The 21,862-nt window shown below is 44.4% G+C and carries 20 protein-coding genes; all 20 read left to right on the forward strand.

Annotated features, from left to right (window positions below):
* The first annotated feature begins 7 nt into the window (after window positions 1-7).
* The 20 genes from J5O05_RS13770 (at window position 8) to J5O05_RS13865 (ending at window position 21,854) form a co-directional block, all read left to right on the forward strand.
* Entirely contained in the window at window positions 8-385 is a 378-nt protein-coding gene (locus tag J5O05_RS13770; RefSeq protein ID WP_208842568.1) for a hypothetical protein, read from the forward strand.
* 100 nt (window positions 386-485) lie between these two features.
* Window positions 486-1,388, forward strand: coding sequence for a baseplate assembly protein (locus J5O05_RS13775; RefSeq protein WP_208842570.1), 903 nt, complete (start codon window positions 486-488; stop codon window positions 1,386-1,388).
* Window positions 1,385-1,939, forward strand: coding sequence for a phage tail protein I (locus tag J5O05_RS13780; protein ID WP_208842572.1), 555 nt, complete (start codon window positions 1,385-1,387; stop codon window positions 1,937-1,939). The genes J5O05_RS13775 and J5O05_RS13780 overlap by 4 nt, the downstream gene beginning before the upstream one ends.
* 19 nt (window positions 1,940-1,958) lie before the next feature.
* Window positions 1,959-6,359 carry a phage tail-collar fiber domain-containing protein gene (locus J5O05_RS13785; protein ID WP_208842574.1) on the forward strand — a complete coding sequence of 1,467 codons (4,401 nt, stop codon included), beginning with the start codon at window positions 1,959-1,961 and terminating at the stop codon, window positions 6,357-6,359.
* Complete coding sequence (locus J5O05_RS13790) at window positions 6,359-6,691, forward strand: hypothetical protein (protein WP_208842576.1); 333 nt, start codon at window positions 6,359-6,361, stop codon at window positions 6,689-6,691. Before J5O05_RS13785 ends, J5O05_RS13790 begins: the two co-directional genes overlap by 1 nt.
* Window positions 6,684-7,250 (forward strand): hypothetical protein, encoded by a 567-nt coding sequence (locus tag J5O05_RS13795; protein ID WP_208842578.1) that lies wholly within the window; start codon window positions 6,684-6,686, stop codon window positions 7,248-7,250. The genes J5O05_RS13790 and J5O05_RS13795 overlap by 8 nt, the downstream gene beginning before the upstream one ends.
* Window positions 7,251-7,691: 441 nt before the next feature.
* Entirely contained in the window at window positions 7,692-8,879 is a 1,188-nt protein-coding gene (locus J5O05_RS13800) for a hypothetical protein (RefSeq protein ID WP_208842579.1), read from the forward strand.
* Entirely contained in the window at window positions 8,833-10,374 is a 1,542-nt protein-coding gene (locus J5O05_RS13805; RefSeq protein ID WP_208842581.1) for a coiled-coil domain-containing protein, read from the forward strand. The genes J5O05_RS13800 and J5O05_RS13805 overlap by 47 nt, the downstream gene beginning before the upstream one ends.
* Window positions 10,359-11,897, forward strand: coding sequence for a coiled-coil domain-containing protein (locus tag J5O05_RS13810; protein WP_208842582.1), 1,539 nt, complete (start codon window positions 10,359-10,361; stop codon window positions 11,895-11,897). The genes J5O05_RS13805 and J5O05_RS13810 overlap by 16 nt, the downstream gene beginning before the upstream one ends.
* A gap of 17 nt (window positions 11,898-11,914) precedes the next feature.
* Complete coding sequence (locus tag J5O05_RS13815) at window positions 11,915-12,346, forward strand: hypothetical protein (RefSeq protein WP_208842583.1); 432 nt, start codon at window positions 11,915-11,917, stop codon at window positions 12,344-12,346.
* A 16-nt stretch (window positions 12,347-12,362) separates the two neighbouring features.
* Complete coding sequence (locus J5O05_RS13820) at window positions 12,363-13,619, forward strand: hypothetical protein (RefSeq protein WP_208842584.1); 1,257 nt, start codon at window positions 12,363-12,365, stop codon at window positions 13,617-13,619.
* 9 nt (window positions 13,620-13,628) lie between these two features.
* Window positions 13,629-14,180 carry a hypothetical protein gene (locus tag J5O05_RS13825; RefSeq protein WP_208842585.1) on the forward strand — a complete coding sequence of 184 codons (552 nt, stop codon included), beginning with the start codon at window positions 13,629-13,631 and terminating at the stop codon, window positions 14,178-14,180.
* 364 nt (window positions 14,181-14,544) lie between these two features.
* The gene (locus J5O05_RS13830; protein WP_208842586.1) at window positions 14,545-15,384 is read left to right on the forward strand and encodes a baseplate assembly protein; all 840 of its coding nucleotides are present in this window, start codon (window positions 14,545-14,547) and stop codon (window positions 15,382-15,384) included.
* A 1-nt stretch (window position 15,385) separates the two neighbouring features.
* Window positions 15,386-16,330 (forward strand): phage tail protein, encoded by a 945-nt coding sequence (locus J5O05_RS13835; protein ID WP_208842587.1) that lies wholly within the window; start codon window positions 15,386-15,388, stop codon window positions 16,328-16,330.
* A 73-nt stretch (window positions 16,331-16,403) separates the two neighbouring features.
* Entirely contained in the window at window positions 16,404-16,961 is a 558-nt protein-coding gene (locus tag J5O05_RS13840) for a phage tail-collar fiber domain-containing protein (RefSeq protein ID WP_208842588.1), read from the forward strand.
* 10 nt (window positions 16,962-16,971) lie between these two features.
* Window positions 16,972-17,694 carry a hypothetical protein gene (locus tag J5O05_RS13845; protein ID WP_208842589.1) on the forward strand — a complete coding sequence of 241 codons (723 nt, stop codon included), beginning with the start codon at window positions 16,972-16,974 and terminating at the stop codon, window positions 17,692-17,694.
* Between the two features lie 14 nt (window positions 17,695-17,708).
* Entirely contained in the window at window positions 17,709-19,547 is a 1,839-nt protein-coding gene (locus J5O05_RS13850; protein WP_208842590.1) for a hypothetical protein, read from the forward strand.
* Window positions 19,504-20,607, forward strand: a complete 1,104-nt coding sequence (locus J5O05_RS13855) for a hypothetical protein (protein ID WP_208842591.1) — start codon at window positions 19,504-19,506, stop codon at window positions 20,605-20,607. Before J5O05_RS13850 ends, J5O05_RS13855 begins: the two co-directional genes overlap by 44 nt.
* Window positions 20,608-20,616: 9 nt before the next feature.
* Complete coding sequence (locus J5O05_RS13860) at window positions 20,617-21,312, forward strand: DUF4376 domain-containing protein (protein ID WP_208842592.1); 696 nt, start codon at window positions 20,617-20,619, stop codon at window positions 21,310-21,312.
* A gap of 59 nt (window positions 21,313-21,371) precedes the next feature.
* Window positions 21,372-21,854, forward strand: coding sequence for a hypothetical protein (locus J5O05_RS13865; protein ID WP_208842593.1), 483 nt, complete (start codon window positions 21,372-21,374; stop codon window positions 21,852-21,854).
* The last annotated feature ends 8 nt before the right edge of the window (window positions 21,855-21,862 follow it).

Raw genomic sequence — 21,862 nt, forward strand, 5'->3', positions numbered from 1 at the left:
AAATATCATGGACGCAAACATTGCAAATTTAGTCTCAGCAGAACAGCATGCTATAAACATAAGAAATAGTAATTTACAGTCGCTACGTAGCGAAATCTATAACACAGTCGCAGACAGCGACTCCTTACTTGGCACCACTTCTGACACGGTACACTTACTGTTGAATGAACTAAGTGGCTTCATTAATAAACTTGCCACGGCGCAAAGTTTGGCGGAAATGCGCGCGTCTGCAACCGGTTTGCAAATGGCGATTGGTCATTTTGAAGCGAAAGTCAGCTCTGGCGAACTGCAATTTCCGTATCAAACGAAGGGATTGGACACGGTCAATGCTGAAATCACCGCACGAGCAACAGGCGTAAACACTATCCTAACCTCTGTTCTGTAGCACGTTTAAAAGAAAGGGCGGACTTATGGGCCGCCCTAACCAACCTATTCCTAACCTCTTTTGTCCCACTTCAATTTTTTGCTGCTTGATTGGAATCACTATGTCTACTCAGTTACTCGATTTAGCAAAATTACCTGCACCTGACCTTCTGGAAACACTCGATTTTGAGACGTTAGTACAAACCTTAAAATCTCACCTTATTGATCAACACGCAGAATTGGCAGAAGCACTGTCGCTTGAGTCCGAACCTTTAACTCAGCTTATTAACTCGTTTGCCTACCAGAACCTGTTATTGCGCAGTCGTATCAATCATGTTGCAAAAGCCAATTTATTAGCAACAGCACAACAGGCTGATCTAGACCATATTGCGGCGCGCTATGGTGTGCAACGATTGGTAGAAGAAAGTGACCAACGACTAAGAGTGAGAACTCAAAAAGCCTATCACAGCTTGAATACAGCTGGGACGGAAGAAAGTTACACCTACCATACTCTGTCTGCCGATGCTCGGGTTAAAGACGTGCATGTTGCAAGTCCGTCCCCTTGTCATATTCAACTCACGATCTTAAGTAACGAATCAGAAAATGGGATTCCAAGTGAGTCGCTGCTCAATAAGCTGGCAGTCACGTTTGGTTTAACCTCAGCGAATCAATCACAGGTTTCCGAGTTATTGCAAACTCAAAAAATCCGTCCAATCGGCGATTGGGTCGAAATTCTTCCGGCGAAAACAAAAAATTATTCAATCAATGCCAAAGTAAAATTAGAACTCGGGCCTGGTCGAGAAGCCGCTAAACAGCAAGTATTATCGTCTGTAAAGGCCTACTTGCAAGAACGCCACGCACTGGGTAAAGCGATTAAACGTTCAGCACTTTTTGCGGTTTTACATCAAGCAGGCGTGGAAGAAATAGAGCTTATTAGCCCCCTTGAAAATATTGAAGTGCAAAAAAATGAAGTTGCGCTTTGCGATAACGACATTGATGGAATCGAATTTGAGGTACAGCTGTGAAGTGGCATGTAATTCCTTCAACAGGTGTAGCTGTACAGCTAAATAAACGTGTCCAAGCAGCCTTACAGCCTGAGTATCAAACCACAACGACTCAAATCGATGAAATAGCGAACTTATGGAAAGCCGAAACCTGCCCTAAAGCATTTTTACCTTGGTTAGCCTGGAGCCAAGGAATAAAAGAATGGGACGAAAACTGGGATGAATCAACACAACGAGCAATTGTTTCAGCAAGTTATGAGCAACACAAACATTTGGGAACTCGATATGCCGTCGTAAAGGCATTAGAACCATTTGCCATGGATGCCAAAATTACCGAGTGGTTTGAACTTGAACCCAAATTACCCTCAGGCACATTTAAAGTGGATGTGTACGTGGCCAATCGAGGCATTGATTTGCCCTTGATAAAAGAAGTACGCACGCTGGTTGACCGCGCAAAACGTAAGTCCGTGCATTACAGTCTGACCGTCAATCTCCAATGCGCAATTGCGATTCCTGCAAGCTTAATTAGCTGCAGTTCTAACGTCATCACCGTTTTCCCTTTATCTCACTAATTTAACTGAAGAATTACTTATGTCTCATACGGAATATTGGACTACGCTCACTGCAAATGGGCGTCAGAAAGTACTGGCTGCAATCGCACAACAAGGCAAAATAGAAATCAGCCATTTTGCTGTGGGGGATGGCACTATCGGTGAATCCCATACTGATTTAACTAGCCTTAAATATCGCAATGAAATTAGCTCATTACACGTTGTAAGCGGAGAGTCAGCTCTTGTAGAAATGTTTGCAGTTGTTCCAGCAGACGTCGGTGGTTTTTATGTACGTGAAGGGGCTTTTTATACCAGTGATGGTGAGGCGTTTGCCATAATCAAATATCCCGAAACCTATAAACCTGATGCCAGTGACAATGCTGCTGCAGAGCTAGGTATACGTGCGATTGTGGATGTTGAACAGGCGCAAGTAGTGACCGAAAAAATTGATCCTTCAATGGTTTATGCTTCGCGTGAGTGGGTTAAGCGTACTTTGTCGAATGATTTAGCCTTGTTGCAAGATGAAATAGAAAAAAATGCAGCAAATCTAACCGTGCTAGATAGCAAACTTAACAACAAAGGTATAGCAACCAAATGGCAAGACCTAACAGGCTCAGTCGGCCATGCGTTTGAAACCGAATACAACGGTGAAAAATACGTTGTTAAAAATCCAATGGATGTCGTAGCGATTGCACCGCCACCATTTGCTGGGCGCAGCTATATCGAACAAAACGGAACAAATAGCTATATAAAGCTTAAAAGTCCGATAGTGTTACAAGCTGGGTATAAAGTTAAGCTTAAGTTTGAAGCGCCCAAGGAGCGCCTTAGTGAATTTGAGTTTTTACTAGACGGTACTGAGTTAGGCTCTAGCAGGTTCTTCTTCTATTTTGGGGCTGACGGCAAGCTTAGAACTGCGGTAAACACTAAGATAGACGGTGAAGTTGCAACAACCAATATATCTTCATACCCTACAGACGGGTTAATACACGAGTTTGAGGCGGATATAACCTCTGCTTTAGAGATTGGGAAAATAGCTTCTCGCTACGATGCTGGCAGCAGGTATACGTTAAGGGTGTACGACCTAGAAGTATTCAATAGCCAAGGCGAGCGCATCCACTATTTCCCCCTTCGTACAGATGCTATTGATTATCTTGCTGGTAACTTGGTTAAAGATGAAGAGTTTACTTATGCTGGTAATTGGGAAGTTATTGGAAACCCACGTGTAGAAAATAATAGTGTAGTGTTTGACAACCCTGCAGGTACTAATGCTATTAGAGTTAATCAAACTTATATAGGTACTGCAACCACTTTTAGACTTGTTTGTGATGTTGCTAGGACGTCAGGTGAGCTAGTATTTGGTACAGTTAACTCAACAGGAGCTGTTAGCCCGTTAGTTAATATAAATAGTTCGGGTAAGACCGACTCCGTTTTTGTAGCATCGTTGAACGGCCTTAGAGTTGGGCTTTCCGAAACGTCTTTCGACTTTATTGGTGCTATTAAAAACTTCCGCGTTATTCCAATGGTAGAGTTATCACCAAGCGCAAGCTTTAGTAGTGCGACTGGCTTTGCTTTAAGTGGTGGAGTCACTATCACAGGCGGTAAAGCTGTCTTCGGCTCTGGTACTGGCACTAAGGCTGTGAGGTTTGAAAATGCTAAGTTGATAGCGGGTAAAAAGTATCGTGTCGTAGTTTCTGCGCAAGGAGGTACTACAGGCAGCTTTGCGGCTTCATTTGCTGGAAGTCAAGATTTAACTCTAAGAACCGCAAATGGAGTATACGACCAAGTTATAACAATGAACTCCACACCGACAAACGCTAATATATATACCCAAAACGGATGGGACGGTAACATTGAATACTTTAGCGTAACCGAAGTAACAGACGGTGAAGTCATTGGTGAGTCCGAAATTGTTTATGAGAATCACTGGTCTAAACAGCTAGACAGCAAAGATATTGGCACTAAATCAGATATTGATGCAGGTACTAGTACTAAAATTGTTCCACATGTTAAAGCAATTAAAGAAGCTATCAACGAAGCTGTATTACCAATAAATGAAAAGCTTAGCAAAACCACGCACGCTTTATCTAAATCCATAGACTTATCGAGTCAAGTTCAAAATAGTCCTTATAGAAAAAGCGTGATTGCACTCTGTCAGCTTAATAGTCCATATGCCAATTTCAATTCATTTAGCGAAGGCGTTATTCGTGGTCATCGCTCTAACTCTCTGCACCCAGATATAACAGCGCATATAGCAGTAGCGAAAAGATACGCCTCAGATGGTATGCGGGGCAATGTTTTACTTAAAGGAGGTTTGAGAGAAGTAAAACTCTGTACATTTATGTACAAAGGCAATAAATACGGAGGATTGCATTTCTTCTATGATATTGCTGAGCATCAAACTATTGCTTTTGACGGATTGAGTAATTTCGACATTTTTGGTCTGGATTACATAAATACACAGACGGGTGAAAAGCTGAACGCAGAGGTGGCTGACTCTCTGAGATTTGACGGTATTGCAGTTGATGACGAGTTGTATTTTAACGAAAGCGAAGTGCTTAGGAAAAAGCAACTAGCTACCGTTGAAGAAAGCCTGGCTGGAACAAGTTCTGAAAGAGTTGCAACACCAAAAGGTGTCAAAGATTTTCTTGCTCAATTTGGGCTTGGCTCAAAGTCTGCTAATGCTGTGCTGATAAGTAGTGGCGACTTAAACAACTATCGTGGACAGTTCTTTGGTTATGTCTCAGCGGCAGTTTCAGGCAGAGTTGCAAATGTACCAGTGCCAAACAACGGCTATTTTGTAAGTCTTCCAAGCTCTGCTTCTAACTACAATATGCAGCTGTATTTTATATCGTTAGATACGCAACCGATGCGCGTTTATTTTAGACGGCAATGTGGTGCGGATTGGAAGTCTTGGCAGCGCTTTTACTCAACCGAAGACAAGCCAACAGCGGATGAGATTCATGCCACTCTTGGGGGGCTTGCCAGCTCTCCATTTACCTTTAAAGGTCGAGACTTATTAATCTATGGCAAGCGAGCGCTAGTTGGGTACGACCCTACAAGAGAAAATAAATTAATTATTAACTATGGTGCAGATTGGCCACAAGTTGATGTGGCAGGTAATTGGCAGTTTGGTCAAGACGTATCTATTGTAGGTGATTTAAAATTCACAGGCACAGACAGTTATATCTGGACACCAAATCGTGAAAACGGTTTCTTTGGTGTATACGATTCGTACAAAAATGCAGTGGCGCTTAAATACACCTACGATGGTGGTTTTGAGTTTAAACGTAAGCTGGTGTTGGGTAGCTCAGGACAAACTGTATTGGACGCTGGTGGCGGTTTATCTGTTAAAGTGACTACACCTACTGGCTGGGTTGATATAGGGTCACAAAATCCAGATTTTTGCCATTTTTACACAAGTAACCCCGCTTACTTTTTTGACAGAAAAATAAGCGTGCGAGGTGAAATATATGCTGGCGCAAATTATGACAAGAAAGTTTACCACGAAGGCAATAAACCGACAGCTAGTGATGTTGGAGCAGGCACATTTAATGGAGCTGTCTACGCAGCCAAAGGCTATTCTTGGCGCTGTACATTACAGACTACACCGAACGCAATTGGTGTCGATGTTTACAAACATGATGGCTCAGTTAGAGTTGGCGGTTGTGGAGTTTACTCCGGTAGTGGTGGCATTGATGATGCAATCGCATATTTAGGAACTGGCAAAGATCCTTGGAATGGCATAGAAGGCATTAGAGTTAACGCCTCAAAGTTCACCTATAAAGGCTTTGATGTTTACCATAAGGGGAATTTGCCGCCCTTACTTTCCTCGTTTGGCATTGGCGCTGAAAACGATCTAAGAGGCACAATCTATGAATTAGGTTTACCACGGGATATTTACGGAACAGGCACAAGATCAGGTCTCGCGAATGGAGGAACTGATGGTCTAGGCATTCCTTGGGTTTCTGGCTCAAACAAGCTTGGTTTATTATCAGTTTCAGCGCAGTGGGTGGACGGTACTGGTGTAGTTAGTTTTGTGCGTGAATTTACTAGTTATACAGGTGGTAAATTTTATCAAACAGGCAAGGATGCAAACACTTGGAACGCATGGCGCAAAGTTATCGACACAAGTAATATTCAAAACTCACTGCAAGATACAACAGCCAAACCTACAAGTGGCAGCTTGTCTTTAGGTGAAAACCACTTAACCACCAATAACACAATCAAGTTGCCTGCTACAACAAGCCTCGACGTTGATAGCGTTGTGAAAGTGACCAAACGCTTTGCCGTAACACCGCAAATCGAAGTCGACAATCCAACAACAGACAAAATCGCCTTTTTCAAAGATAGGGTCGTGCAGTTTGATACATCTATCACTTTTGATGTTGGTGCAATACTTACCTTTATTTTGAATGATAACAAAGAATGGGAGCTTCAATAATGGGAACAGCTATTAGTAGTTTGAGTGGAGGCGGAGTCAAGCGTGTACTCCGCGGTTCTTACTATGGTTCAAGTAACTCTGGTGCCTACATTACAATACCAGAAGTGAATCCTGAAAAAGCATTTGTAAACATGCCCGTCTCTATAAGTTATGGTGCTACAGATAATGATTCATCAGATGCTATTGGTGGTTGGGCTACGTCGATTTGGTGTGAGTTAATTGACAGTAAGACAATATTTGTACGCAATTTGGTTGAAATGTACACAGGTGGTAAAAGCCCTATTCAGCAGCGTTATGTAAATGTCGTTTGGGAGGTCATTGAATATGTTTAATTACGCACATATTGAAAACAATAAAGTCATAGGAATTTACAGCTTTGATACAGAAGTACAAAGCGATGAATATGTACTTATAGACGACACAAGACCGAACTTGCATGACACATATGACCACACGACAGGCTTATTTGCAAAAGAGCAGGCGGCTGTACTAGAAAAGCCGCAAATACAAGTGGTGTCACTAGGCCAAATTGCAATTTCAGATGAAGCCAATACAGGATTGGTCGAAAAAGGACTAGGTGACATTACCTGGCTACCTATTAATTTACCATTTTCGATGAAGACAACCGCTGAAGGTTTACCCGATGGGCGACTGATGTTGATGGTTGAACGTGTGGTTGATGGCTCAAAGGCGGTTGACGATATTCGCTTACTTGCCGACATCAAAGAAGGCCAAGTCACAATGAAAGGCGTATTCAAAGTGAGTGGTAATTACCTATTACGCGCTTCTCGAGTAAACGAAGGTTTAGAGCGCATTGGTGCACCTTTCCGGTTAGACTTCAAAACCGTGGAGTTCGATGCGTATGAACAAGTCGAGTTAGAAAAGGGTTAAGTTTACTCGCTTACGCGGTCAAACTTGACCGATTTTCGGGGGATAATTGAGGTATTATTTTGTTATTGTGAATTCGCCTCTTGGCTAAAAATGCTCGAGCTAAACATTCATTGATTTCAGAACCCTGTTGTTTAACGTCTCCTTATTTGCTCCTCGCCTACCACTTTTTAAAACTATTCTATTTGCAGGCATAACTGAAACGCTGGTGTTTAAAAGGAGTGCGATTTTACCTGAGCAAAAATTTGTATCGGCAGTTTATGCCGAACGTTCGCTTTAACCCCAAAATAGACTCTCTTTAACTTGGTTCAACCCATTCAATGTGTTGGGCGTCAATCTTCCACATTAAGTCTCTCTTCACATTCGTTTTTTAATTAAACCACTACACGTTTACCGCCAAACCACTTTATAGGGGGGCGAGTTTCATATCTACAGAGGTAATAAATGAACTACTCAATCGGTACTGTTACGATTTCAAAGAATAGCAATATCGTTAAAGGTCAAAACACATACTTCCAACTCGTCGCAAAAGCGGAAAAGGGGAATCTATTGTATCTGCACTATCAAGGTGCTCCTCTGTGGGTGCAGATCTCGGAAGTGATAAGTGATGTTGAGTTACGCGTAGTTCTATTGGATGGAAAACCATTTTTGCCTTCCGTGACGAGGGAAGGACTTGGCTATGGGTTAATTCAGCATTTTACATCGGCTTTTCCCGCTAAATTGGCCGCCAATTTGGTTGAGATTTTACAAAAGTGGTATGTGCGTGAGTCGGAGTTTACTGGCTGGTTTGCAAGTGAGGAGGAATCTTTCACCATTACGACGTTATTAGGTGAAAAGAAAGCCTTACCGACACCACTTGAAATAAAAAGACTGTATGAATTAAATACGGTAAAAGCCGCAGAGCATCTCTCAAGTATCGAAAGGATGCTCGAAGAAATCGCTTCCGCAAGTCAATATGCCAAAGAGGCATTAGATGCTTCAAAATCGGCACAGTCTTTCGCCCAAAATATTGAAGCCCATGCAAACGTTTCGTTAGAAGCTGCGACGTCGGCGGCAACATCAGCCCAAACGGCTATGGCAAAAGCCGCTGGGGTCGAAAAAGCGGTTGAAGTCATTGAAGGGCATGAACGAGCCGCCTCTGCGAGTGAAAAGGCAGCACATGACCACCACACTGCGGTGAGTAAATTAACGCAAGCTGCTGAAGCGAGTGAGAAAGCTGCATTGTTAAGTGCAGCAAGTGCAGCTAACGCGGCACAATCCTCAAGTCAAAGTGCCAGCATGGCAAAATCGAGTGAGATTGTGGCGGTTGAACGTGCAGATACCGCTAAGCACAGTGCAACGAATGCGATCACGAGCAAAAATGACGCTGCAGCGAGTGCAAGTAAAGCTGCAAGTTCTGCGCGTTTTGCGGATGCAGCGGAACTTGCCGCAAAAAAAAGTGAAGCAACCGCTTTTGCAAATGCCACGTTGGCTGGAGAATACGCAACAGCGGCAAAAGACAGCGAAGAGGTTGCTTTTGCCTGTAGTAAGCAAGCGATTGAGTCAGCAAAAGCAGCAGAAGTGAGCCAAAAGCAGGCAATGGACTTTGAAGTTAAGGCGGCGAAATCGAGACTCGAACGCAGAATTCAGTGAGCATAATGCGGCGGATTCAGCAGCTTTAGCGCAAAAGAGTGCAGAAAATGCTGAGTTACACCGGCATGACGCCTCAAAATACGCAACTCAAGCCTCTACAGCCGCAAGTGAAGCACTCGCTTCAAAAAATGCAGCAGAAGCCAGCAAGAAAATTGTTGAAGATCAAATTGTTGTTGCTGGTGGTTATGCTAAAACTGCGATGGATAGCGCCAAAGTAGCGACTGAGAAAAGTACCCAAGCTGCTGATTTTACTAAGGCCACTGAAGACTTCCACAAAAACGTAGTCGTCCTTGAAAAACAAGTGAGCATATCAGAAAACGCAGCCGCTCAAAGTGAATTAGGTGCGGCTAAATATGCCGCAGAAGCCGACAAGAGTGCGGCAGATGCGTTATTAAATAAAACAGCCACGGAAGCGGCGTTAGTAAAAGTAAATCAAAGTGCCAAAACCGCCGCAAATAGTGAGTCTATTGCAAAGACTCATGCGGATGCCGCGACGACGAGCGCATCGCAAACCGAAGCCGACAGCCTTGCTGCGCTGAATTCTGCGAGCAAAGCCGAAAAAAGCCAAGAAGCTTCAGCGAAGAGTGAACTAAGTGCCTCTCAAGCTGCACTGAATGCGAAGTCGAGCAGCGAAATGGCCCAAGCAGCGGCGGATGAAGCAAAAGACAGCGCACAGCGTGCAGTGGACGCAGTCAGTCACGCTGAGGTTTCACAGCTTGCCGCATTGGAAAGTCAAACGGTGTCTGAATCACACTCAAAGGCGGCGGCTTCGCAAGCAATGGATGCCGCACTAAGCGCCAAATCTGCGACAGAGCAAAGCAATCTGGCCATGGATTCAGCAAAGAGTGCTTTGGAGGCTCAACGCGTTGCTGTTGCAAGTAAGCAAGTAGCACTGGATGCGCAGAACGGCGCTGCTGCGAGTGACTTGTCAGCGACAAATTCCGCGACGGCCGCCGCACAATCTGAACATAATGCTAAATTGAGTGAAGCAGCTTCGACGACTAGTGCAACGAGCGCGGCGACTTCTGCAACTACAGCAAATAGTGTGCTAGTCGCTGTGAAAAAAGCGGAAGTGACAGCGGTCAAGAGCGAAGAAAATGCACTCCAACAAGCCAATCAGGCTGCAACAAGCGCTTCGATTGCAACAGCGCAAAGAGAAGCCGCTTCAATTGCAGCAGAAGCTGCGGATTTAAGTCAAAAGCAAGCAGCGGTAAAAGCGGATAGCGCAAGCGAATCCGCGACGGATGCCTTGAAAAGTGCGGACAATGCATCAAACTCGGCTTCCTTGTCGCAGCAAAGTGCTAGTGCAGCGAGTGAAAGTAAGAACGTTGCGCAAAGTCATGCGTTACAAGCTACACAATCAGCAGGCGTTGCAGAAACCGCGGCTTTAGAGGCGAAAAAAGCGAAGCGCTTGCCATTTCAAGTAATGCAGATTCGGTTAAGCAAGCAATTGCGGCTGCGGCGAGTGCCAAGACCGCTTTGGAAAAGAGTTTAACAGCAACAAACGCCGCTGATACGGCACAAGCCCATCAGTTAGCTGCAAGTGAAAGTGCGTCGCAAGCTGCAAATTCAGCGAGTAGCACTTCATTGGCTTCAGTGAAGGCTGATGAGTATGCAAAAAAAGCGGAAGCCTTTGCCAACTCAGCGTCTTCTTCGGCTGCTGGTGCGAGCGAGAGCATGATGATGGCTTCAGAACACGCAGCATCTGCCTTAAACGCTAAAAAGAATGCTGTCGAAAATGCCGCGACTGCGGCGACTTATCGTAACCAAGCTCAACAGTTTCGCAATGAATGTCAGCAATTGGTTGGTGGTACTGCGCCAGACTCACTTAAATTGGGTGGACGCTCAAGTAGTGACTACCTAACTACAAGTCATATTGCATCCTCTCAAGATTTGGCGGAGGGCCTGAGCGAAGTATTGCTTCCAAATGTGAAAAACGTTCGTATTGAAATTGACAACGCAATTTCAAAGTCGGACATCAACTTGGGTCAATTTAAAGAATTGAGTGCAAAAGAAAGTGCTCAATTCAAGCTAGATTTAGGCGATCTAAGTAGTGCACTTGCGCATACCCAACAGACATTAAGTGCAACGAATACGAAAGTTGCGGATGACAACGCACTATTTAAAAGTCTAACTGATGCACTGTCGAACGCCGTATCTCAACAGGAGCAAGAATTTACCTCATTTAAATCGCAGGCGATGGAGGACGATGCGGCCATTAGAAGTGATCTGGCAACTGTAAGTACAACACTTACTGCGACGAAGCAAGACCTTGCTTCGTTCAAAACCCAAGCAGGCAAAGACGATGCAGCCATGAGAAGTGATCTTGCAGGTGTAAGCGCAACACTTACTGCGACGAAGCAAGATTTAGCATCATTCAAGACCCAAGCAGAGAAAGACGATGCAGCCATTAGAAGTGATCTTGCAGGTGTAAGCGCAATACTTACCGCGACAAAGCAAGATTTAGCATCGTTTAAAACCCAAGCAGAGAAAGACGATGCAGCCATTAGAAGTGATCTTGCAGGTGTAAGCGAAACACTTACTGCGACGAAGCAAGACCTAGCATCGTTTAAAACCCAAGCAGGTAAAGACGATACGGCTATTAGAAATAACCTTGCAAGTGTAAGCGCAACGCTTACCGCGACGAAGCAAGATTTGGCATCGTTTAAAACCCAAGCAGGCAAAGACAGTGCCAGCGTAACCAGCTCTATTAATGCCGTTAACTCTTCGCTGACAAAGACGCAGCAGGACCTATCGGGCTTTAAAACAACAGTCACCCAGAACAACACGCAGGTTCAAAATAACCTAGGAACGATTGCTTCGTCATTGTCGCAGGCATCGCAGGAAATAACAGCATTGGAGCAGCGCGTTACCCAAATCAATTCGCAATTAGACGCAAAAATAAAAAGCGTAAGTTCATCGCTTTCTCAAAACTCAACAGATACCGGCACCTTAGGTAAAAAACTAAACCGAGCAAAGCTCAATGCGTTACTCGGTGAATATTTATTAATGATCTAAAAAGGAGACGTTAAATAATGTCAACCATTCATCATGCTGTACAGGCAATGGTCGATAACCTGACGACAAAGATGACTTCGGGTACTCCATTTACCCCTGAAGAGCAGCTTTTAGTGTCAAAAGCGATTTCTGCACTTAAAGACAATGAGACTTGGGAAAAAGCAGTTGTCGCTGTGGTAGAAGAGCATTTAGATACCGCTACGACTTCACTAACGAGTGCAGCCGCTTCGATTAATACCAGCACAGGGGTAATTAACGCCCAAGCAAGCAATTTAGCCATGATCCCGCAAATGCGTGACGATGTGACAAAAAGCGTCGAAAATGTCGTACCTCTGGTTAAACAAGCGGTCGACAGTGGTAATGCTATCCCTTCTAGAGTGGGTGTGTCGGTTTTAGGGGCTAGAGATAGTTCTCCCATTTATAACGGCAGTTTAAGAGGCTCTTTCTAATGAATATGGCGAGGCTTTGTGTATACCCTATTTCGATGAAAAATCGGGAAAACTCTATCATGCCTTTATCAGCTGCTATAGCGCATCGAATAACTACTATCAAATGAATATCAATTTTGGGTATTGGCAAGGAGAGGTGTTTACTTCTTTGTATAAATACAATAGTTCTTCGCAAAGTTCGGGAGAATTCGGTGCTTACAGTAATAAATATGTTGCTATCAATCAAACATATGCAGTGATTTTGCCTCTTGCTAAATATGAAGATCCTTCTGATGTGCGAATGTGCTTAGTCATTGCTTCAAGTGGAACCCAAAATGACAGTGCTAATTCCAGTTGGCGTAAAGTGATTTCTGTTAACCCTGATGAGTCAGGGGTTTCGATATACACCGGTGCTTCTAACGCTGCCTGTGATGAAGGAGCAAAAACAGCCTATCATCCACTTTCAAACAATTATCAGCATCTTGCTTATGATCAAGAGAAAAAGAGACTCGTCGGTTACATGGGGAGCTTACAATATTACAACCGAGCGGTTGGGATCTCAACGTTATCCACTGCAGCAAAAGAAAACTTAGAAGTTGGCGCATCTCCAACATTTGGTTGGCCAACTGATGAAATGAAAAATATCACCAAGTACATCAGTTTTACTGGTTTTACGCAAAGTGACCAAGCCTTAAAAGGTCGATTTGTTCGAAGTTCCGATTACAATACAGATAGTGCGAAAAAGTACAATGCGATTAAGACAGCAAGTGGATATCTTACTGCTGTTCCTGGCGGTAATTGGCGTACCTTAAATCACACCTATTATTGTCCCGTGAGTCAAGGCACGCTGGGGATGTATGGTTACAACTTTCATCGCACTGTAGGAGCAGATCTCAAATATTCTATGAATACGTATAGCATGGCCGACAGAGCAACATCCTACCTTGTATGTAAAACAGATGGTCGAATTGTACCATATCAAATTTTTTATGGACCAAATTTTAGACGCTATCGAACTGGTTATTACAACGCGACGATACAAGTTATCGACGTTGTATCCATTAACTACTGCGTACTTGATGACAATGGTTCGACCGTGAGTCATGGGGTATTACCGTTGCCTGAATTACAGCAATATTCAGAAGTAGAAACGATGGGGAATTGCCACGATTTATTGTTACTTCCCATCTGTTTTGATAGTAACGAGCAAAAAATCCATTTATTGCGAGGCAGTTATGAAGCGTTTGAATCGGGATCGAGAGCTCACATGAGCACATTAATTTACAAAGTATAGGAGGTTTTTGTGAATACTAATATTGAATCTGTACTCGACAGTAATGGTGTTTTGTTTGTTGAAGGTGTTCGATATCTATATAACCCTGAGACTGGTGAAGCTTGGACCAAAAAGACGGTTGCCGACTATGTTGCAAAACTAGCCGCTGAACGTGAAGTGGTGATGAAGGATATTGAGCCTGAAGCTGCTGCACTACCGGTTTATGAATTGAATGATATTCAAGTTAGTGCCGTTGAAAGTGCACAAACCGTTGAATTGGGTAACGGGGGGATTTATTGGTTGCCTACCGATACCGCATTTACGATAACGGCAAACGCAAAAGACGTTCCGGACAATCGCCTTATGGTTATGGTCGAAAAAGTCGTCGATGCAACTAGAGCAATTGACGATGAGCGTTTTGTCGCAACCGTGAAAAAAGGTAAGTTGTCTCTAACTGGCAGTTTTGATAAGACGGGTAACTATACGTTGTCAGCGAAACGTTTGAATGAGGGTCTTGAACGAATAGATATGCCGTTTCGCGTATCGTTTCCAACCGTCGAGTTTGACGTCTACCGTGCGTAGATTGACCGCTCAAATGCTGTTTTTTGAACGCTGACCTTTAACAGCAACATAAAAATACAGCTCAGTTGCCAAGTCATTTCTTCTTTTGTTACGCCTTGTTTTTATCCATTCATTTTTTGAACTCGTTAGACGACATACTCATGATCTCTTGATTAATGAAGAGCGGTCAAAGTTGACCGATTTGATTCAAAAAATTGGGATAGGATAGCAATACAGTCAAGCTTTATTGGCTGCATTTCGAGGCCATCAGGGCAAGCCAATTTTACACCGGCTGGTGCTCTTTCATTTCGCTTTGGGCGAGTCACAGTTTAGGTTTGAACAGTCTGTTCACACTCTTATTTTTAGCACTTCTTTGGGTTTCTCCATGTCAGATCAATACCTTAATTTGGCGTCATTGGCTCGTCCAGACGCTATTGAACACTTAGATTTTGAAAGCATTCTAGCTGCGCGAAAGGCTCGATTCTTAGAGTTTGCACCAGACTATGCGGATGCGCTGGCATTGGAAAGTGACCCACTTTCAGTTTGTTTGGAAGTGGAAAGCTATCGTGAATTGCTATTGCGACAACGAATTAATGAAGCGGTGTACGCCAATTTGTTAGCAACTGCACAAGGGAGTGACTTGGCACATTTAGGGGCATTTTATGGGGTTGAGCGTATTCAAAATGAATTGGACGACGCATTTCGCCGACGAATTCGCGACAGCACTATTGCATCGAGTACTGCGGGGAGTGCAGTTCACTATCGACGTCGAGCGATTGCCTCTGCACCTGCAGAGATCCGTGATATTTCAGTGACCAGCCCCGGTGATGGTTTAGTCGAAATTGCGGTTTTGGCTAAGTCCGATTTTGAACCACAGGACGTTGTGGCTAAAGTCGCGGCGGCGGTCACCAGCCCTTCGGTAAAAATGTTGACGGATACTATCTCTGTATTCGCAGCACAAGAAGTGACCGTGGATGTGAAAGCGACCATTTATCTTAAAGACAATGTACCCAGCAGTTTACTAAATAACCTTAAAGACGAGTTGCTTAACGCATGGCAACAAGAGCTTCAACTAGGGTGGGATTTAACCCCAAGCTGGCTTAGTGCTCAATTGCATAAACAGGGAGTACATCAGGTGATTTTAACGACGCCATTATCGATGCAGACGATGAGTCAACATCAATGTGCCGTGCCTGGTGACATAGATTTAACGTTGGAAGTATAAATTGAAGCACCAGCTACTCGCCCCAACGGCATCATCATTACAACGTCAATGGCTTGAAAGTCAGGAGCTTGATAAAGAGTTTAACGAAGCCATTACGCAGCTGCGAGGATTCAAGGCTGCCCCGCATGACAAAGCGTTGCTTTGGCTAGTTTGGGAATATGGCCTTGAGGCCATTTTGCCTTACAGTCAGGACTTACGACAAACGTTGCAACAAGGTTTGGAATGGCAACGTATACGAGGTACACCAAAAAGCGTATTGATGGCGTTGAATTGGTTGCAATTCAAAAATGTACAACTCGAAAACGCTAAAGTAGGGCGGCACTATTATCGCTACCAACTTGATCTGGGCCAATTGCCAAGTGACGAACAAGTAAAGCACATCAATAAACTTACTGGCTTGTCTGCGCCAGTGAGTGCGAAGTTAGAGCGTCTCTACTATGGTTTAGATGTGAGACATCAGGTTTTGTCTAACAACGGGTTTGGGCAATTACTGTCTGACGTGTCCGGCGTGCCGTTTATTGATAATGGAAAGGCGCTGTGTAAAGTGAGTTTTGCTCGAACACAGACCTCGTCATTGCAAGGGCCAGGCGTGCAAAGTTCGTTAGGCCACCATCGGCAATTTATTCAACAAGCGCATTATCTAAGTAGCAAGCGACTGAGCGATTATCGTCTAAGCGACAAAGAACCCTCAAAAAGACCCATTGCCACTTCATTGAATCGTACACGTCATCTCAACGTGACGCTTGCGCAGGCGGGTTGGTTCGGGTACTGGAATGGCAGTTGGAACAATGACGACTGGCGCCAAATTCCTCTGCTTGTGGCGGACGTAAAACACACACGTTTCGACCAGTTAGAGCCTTTATATTTTGCAGGTGCAAGCAATGGACGCCTTAACATAGGGAACAGTTATCTGACGGTGACCTTACCCAACTCCGCCCTCCACTAGTACAGGCCTAATGCATCTCAGCGGGCAATAGGCCCTTTGTTTCTCTTCTTTCTGTGAATTTCCGAGTACCTATATGACTTCTCAATTGACTTACCTTCCTGTGGTATGGACACAGCAAGGGTTAAACAAGCTTGTTTCTCAAGCAAGCCAAGGTATCGCCATGCCCATTACTCATGTTTCGGCGGGCGATGCAAGCTATACCCCTCAAGATAATCAAACCGCGCTTCGCCAAGAGAAACAAAAAGTCCCTGTAAGCCAAGCGGAAGCGCTGGGAGATGGGCAACTTCGATTTAGTGCGTTGTTCGATGGCCCAGATAGTTATGCGGTTCGTGAAGTGGGCCTGTGGGCTGATGACACTCTGGTCGCCATTTACAGTATGCCGGAACTGCAAATTAACTTTAAAGCAGCCAATGCCGCATGGATTGAAGTCTTTACGCTCAATGTTGCCGCATTACCAAGTCAACAAATCACGTTTACGACAGGTATGAATAACGCCAACGTATTTTTTGCCAAAGAAATGGCATTGATGACTGAGGCACAGATGATTCAGGGGAAAGCATTGATTGAACAAGCACAAACAACAATGCAACTGAGTAGAAGACTTGCGTACGCCTCAATTTCACGCAAATAGAAGGACTGGAATGAGTATTGAAATGCAAATTGCTGCACTGCAAAAAGCGGCAGCAGAACAGACCGAAGCAAGTGTTTCATTGGCACAACACGTCAGCGAGCGTTTGAGCGAATTTGCACAAGGGGTCGAAGACGTTTTTGCAGTAAAACAAACAACGGCTGAACAAGCCGTCACAATGACAAAGCAACTTGCAGAGGTTGAACAATTCTACCAGCAAGCGAATTATGCCCAGCTAAAAACAGCGTTGGACGTCGTTTCATGTGCAGACACCCGAGAATACGTGGATGAGCAAAAAATCACGCTTCAAGACCTTGCAAATACAACGCAACAGCAAGCCATCAATGTGGCCATGGGCGTTGAACACAATCACGCACAAGCAACTATTTGTGCTGCGATCGGCGAACTTGTAGAGCTTAATGCGAAGGAAGTTATTGCGGATAAAAATCTCATCACTATTTTGCAAGCGGATATGGCATCCCGAAGTAGCGCATTAACTCAACTTAGTGACCAACTTTATACGTTAAAGGAACACGTTTTTACGAAGGTTGAGCACATCGACAGCGCGGCGGAACAAGTGCATTTAGATAAACAGCATGCAAGGGCTAATGCCTCGTTGACAGCTTTGGCCGTTGACCTTATGAACCAACAGCAAAACAAGCTCTACACCGCGTTCAGCGCCGTACTTAATGGCACGTTGACGTCATCTCAAATAACGGAATTATTTAACGAATAGGAAAATCCATTTCAATGAGTACTGCACAAATATTGGCCGATGCTGTTTCGGCACTCAATAACGTGGCCACTAGCCACGAACAGCTAAATGCCACCATGACAGCGCAACAAGACGTGGTTGAAGCCAATTTCAAAGCGCTACAAGACTTTGCTACACACCCTGATACAGCAACCTTTAAAGACAAAAACGGCACAAGCTTTCCTGTGAAAAGCTTACGCAAACTCGCAGCAGACGCCGAGGCGGTTAATCCTAATCCGCATGTGATGTCCAAAGCGGAGTTTGATGCGCTTAGAGAGCTGCGTAAAAGCCAGTATGCGGGAAGTGGGTTTGTGGAATGGGGTAAGCATATCAGCACTCCAATTTATCAGCACGTAAATGAAGGATTGTGGACTTGGCTCAATAAAAGTAATTCACTTACTTTGGGGGTTGCTGACACTGATTTAGGCGGCGTTGGAATATCGCTAAGTAAGCGCTCGTCAGTGGTAGTCGATGGGATTGAATTAAGTCTGTCTAAGGTTGGTAGCAGTGACTATGTCATGATTACATTACCAGATGCCCCGCGCGGAACTAAAACCTACGACTCAGCAACAGGCGTAGTCGCGGAGCATGCCAGCGCCGAGGTGGCTTTTGCCTCCGAAACCGCTACCAATAAAGTGATTTTAAGTCGTAAAGACTTCGTGTTTTTGGAAGTGTGGCCTGAAAAAATTACAGATAAAGACGTCGTTTATCCGCTCGGTAATGTGCAGTTCGGCGCAACTACGTGGCAAGGCATGAGCTTGCTTAATACCTTAGTTGAGCAAGGTTACTCCGCTTTTGGTGAATGGGACAGTAATACAAAAGGCTACGGTTCGCGCTGGTCATCACTCAGCGTGGCGAACCGCAATAAGTTTTTAGGCAATCCTGCTAACAACATCTATTTCGATGCTGAATTGGGCGAATATGTCCAAGTTCGTTATCGTGTGCGGGTGGTAGAGGGCGTTGGCGATATGTGGTCGGGTTTAAATCTAGTTGCTAAGGGTTCGGATTCCGGCATTTTTAATGTTGTTTGGCGTAGTTATTTAAAACTACAAGGAAAGTTATTGAATCAAACGGACTTTGGAGAGGATCTGGGGGACGTTGGCTATATTGGTGACAATAGGAATAAAGACCGTGGTACATTTGGCCTTCGAACTCGCTGCCAAGGCATCCCAATCGCCCTAGTCCAGCGCTTGAACCAAGGCGCGTACCATCCAGAGTTTAACCCGTTTGGTTGTAACAAATTTACTCAAACGAACGTCGCAAATTACGATTGGTATAACCTCCCACAATCGTTTGTACCCACGGTTGCCGATTGTTTTATTCCTGCTACAGCTTCCAAAGTCGGCAAACATCCAACTTTTGGGGCTGTTGCTAGTAACTTCACAGGTCGACACGACAACTTCAAATTCCACGATGTCATTTATGCGGGACAGGTAGAGGATTTGCGTTTAAGTGCAAAAAAGCTAAATAAAGAAAACTTGCTCAGCGAGCAAATTTACAAAGGGTTGTCGGGTAGTGCCAGAGGAAAAGAAACATTACCATTCACAAAGTCAGCATGGTCGATTGGCAAGGTTAAAAAATCGGGCACCGCAACTTACAATAGTGCAGATAAGCGAATCCAGTTTAACTGTGCGGATTCGACATGGCCTACATCGTTTGGTGTGAACACGACAGACAAGTTAGTGCCTCTTTCAAAAGCTCTCAAAACGCATGTCATAGGTTCAAACGGTAATGTGTTTACTATTAAAGGGGGTGGCACGCATTATGATGATTTGTATAGAGATGGAGCTAATGGCTTTTATTTGGAACTCGACGAACCGTGTAACCGAATTTAATAATCTCTTTCCAAATGGAACCGAACTGACGTTTATACAAGTGACGGAAATATCAAAGGCGTCATTTGAAACCTTGCCGTGGGTAGATATTGTTTGCACGCCTGAAACGTTATCCAATACTTCACCAAATGGGGCATATGGTGATTGGGTCGCAATTCTACCCAATGGCACAAGCAAGGAGTTCTTTTTCAATAGAAAAGCTTCGGCGGGATTTTCGTCTTGGGGCAGCACAAGTGATAATGGTACGACTTGGAATTTCGTAACGACAGCACCTTCAGGTTTCAGTACGGAACGCAACAGCCGAGTAATGGACCCCACAGTCGAAACACTCTATTTCTTTCATTATGCAACAAAAGCGAATACGACACTTAGTGCCAGCAACACTAAGTTGGCGGGTGAAATTGGCAAAGTAATATCAACGCTTTGGCATAGTCAAGATCGTGGTGCTGACCTTCAATATTCACTAACGGGTACGATTCCAAAGAATACGGACACGAGTAAAGGGGTGGTTAACACTTTACCGCTAATTAGCGAAGGTGCGATAAACCCTGGGACAGGTGCTATTGATGCGGGGTGGAATGTAAAGAGAATCAAACACTCACCATTGACGTTTAGTAATCCAACAAATGACTCTAAAGCTATGAAAGCTTTGGTGTCATTGGTCGAGAAAAACGGACTCTATTACGCGCAGTTCAATGGTGTCGGGTTGCAATACCAAGATATCCCTTTAATTAACATTGTAGCTGACCAGGCAAATATTCCTGTGGTGTCCGGTCAGTTGTATCGCTTTATAAACAGTGGTTTCTCTGATGTCATAGTAAGAGCGGTAGCCAGCGTTACTTTAACGAACTTAGATTATCGTGTAGAAAGTGGGGCTTTATTGATAAATAGCAGCACCCTAGAGTCGAACGTCTTAAAAATTTACACAGGTCCATGGGGCGACGACCAAACGATCCCAATCATCAACGGCGAAGATGTAAAAACGGACCTCAACGGAAACACCGTGAAAGTGTTCTGTCACCATTCAGTTTACCCACTAGGTATTGCTCACAACGACTAAGGAACGACTATGACTGACCAATTTGAAATTGAACAACCGATTGTCTCTTACGCCGATGTGCAGCAAAAAATTATGCTGCGCCACGGCCAAGACCAAATCGACGACGCCTTGCGTGTTGCAATCGAGCAAGAGGACGCCGCACATGCGGCGGCTCATGCCGCTTGGCTTGAGTTGTTGCCGCAAGTCCAAGCCGAAATCGAGGAAGCGGAGCAATACAACGCCGCGAACCCCGACGAGCCAAAAGAGGTGCCTGCGCTGCCGCTTGAGCCTGTGCTGGATATGGGCAAGCGCCGCGACTGTTACCGCGTTGAATTGGTAGACGTTGATTTAGAACTGAGTACTGAAACTGCACATGCTGAGGTTATTTTCGATGATGATAATTTAATAGCCCATCATCATCCTGCCACCGAGGCGCACAGTAATGAGCATATTGCATTAGTTAAACGTCTTCGCTTTAAAGAATCACGCAACGCAGCGCTTGCAACACAAACCGTTGAGGTAGAAGGAATGCGATTTGATGCAGACGAGTTGAGTCAGCAGAGAATGGCACGAACACTTTTGATTTTAGACGAAACAGAATCTGTGGACTGGGTTCTGTCAGACAATTCGGTTGCAAAAGTGAACAAAGTGCAATTGAAAGCGGCTTGTAAATTGGCTGTCAGCCAACAAACGGCACTTTGGATTCCGAATTCGTCATCGCTGTAGCGTAACGCTTATTTCTAAGAACCCGCATTTGCGGGTTTTTTTATGCCTAGGAGTTTTGAATGGCAATTTTAACTCAGATGGGTCGCATTGAATTGGCAAGTGCCATTCACACAAGACCAATCTACCTTGCTTGGGGCGCTGGGGAACCATCTTGGGATGAGGATGCGCCATTGGAGGCGCAAAACAGCACAACGTTAACCTCTTTGCTTGGCTATCGAAAGGCACGTCGAGTGGCATTTTGCAGCCCAAATGATGAAGGTGAAATTATTGTATCGAATGGACGATTTGCTTTATCTGATACACCGACTCAACACCTTTACTGTCAGTTTACCTTTGATTTTGAGGATGCGCTTGGCCAAGACATTCGAGAGGTAGGTTTGATGGTAGGTACGCTTGCTAAGCCTGAAGTCCCACTCGGAAAATACTATTTGCTTCCCAACGAAATTAAAGAGGCTGGGTCCATGTTGTTGTTAGAGCATCGCACGAAACTACATCGAGACCAAGGTGTTCGAGAAACGTTTGAATTTGTAATTAGCTTTTAAGTGATAAA

It is taken from the genome of Pseudoalteromonas xiamenensis (assembly GCF_017638925.1).
In the GTDB taxonomy this organism is placed as follows: domain Bacteria; phylum Pseudomonadota; class Gammaproteobacteria; order Enterobacterales; family Alteromonadaceae; genus Pseudoalteromonas; species Pseudoalteromonas xiamenensis.

Bases quoted from the DNA above. Each gene is read 5' to 3' on its own strand.
- J5O05_RS13770 (WP_208842568.1), top strand. From the start codon at position 8: ATGGACGCAAACATTGCAAATTTAGTCTCAGCAGAACAGCATGCTATA.
- J5O05_RS13775 (WP_208842570.1), top strand. From the start codon at position 486: ATGTCTACTCAGTTACTCGATTTAGCAAAATTACCTGCACCTGACCTT.
- J5O05_RS13785 (WP_208842574.1), top strand. From the start codon at position 1,959: ATGTCTCATACGGAATATTGGACTACGCTCACTGCAAATGGGCGTCAG.
- J5O05_RS13790 (WP_208842576.1), top strand. From the start codon at position 6,359: ATGGGAACAGCTATTAGTAGTTTGAGTGGAGGCGGAGTCAAGCGTGTA.
- J5O05_RS13795 (WP_208842578.1), top strand. From the start codon at position 6,684: ATGTTTAATTACGCACATATTGAAAACAATAAAGTCATAGGAATTTAC.
- J5O05_RS13800 (WP_208842579.1), top strand. From the start codon at position 7,692: ATGAACTACTCAATCGGTACTGTTACGATTTCAAAGAATAGCAATATC.
- J5O05_RS13815 (WP_208842583.1), top strand. From the start codon at position 11,915: ATGTCAACCATTCATCATGCTGTACAGGCAATGGTCGATAACCTGACG.
- J5O05_RS13830 (WP_208842586.1), top strand. From the start codon at position 14,545: ATGTCAGATCAATACCTTAATTTGGCGTCATTGGCTCGTCCAGACGCT.
- J5O05_RS13840 (WP_208842588.1), top strand. From the start codon at position 16,404: ATGACTTCTCAATTGACTTACCTTCCTGTGGTATGGACACAGCAAGGG.
- J5O05_RS13845 (WP_208842589.1), top strand. From the start codon at position 16,972: ATGAGTATTGAAATGCAAATTGCTGCACTGCAAAAAGCGGCAGCAGAA.
- J5O05_RS13850 (WP_208842590.1), top strand. From the start codon at position 17,709: ATGAGTACTGCACAAATATTGGCCGATGCTGTTTCGGCACTCAATAAC.
- J5O05_RS13855 (WP_208842591.1), top strand. From the start codon at position 19,504: ATGGCTTTTATTTGGAACTCGACGAACCGTGTAACCGAATTTAATAAT.
- J5O05_RS13860 (WP_208842592.1), top strand. From the start codon at position 20,617: ATGACTGACCAATTTGAAATTGAACAACCGATTGTCTCTTACGCCGAT.
- J5O05_RS13865 (WP_208842593.1), top strand. From the start codon at position 21,372: ATGGCAATTTTAACTCAGATGGGTCGCATTGAATTGGCAAGTGCCATT.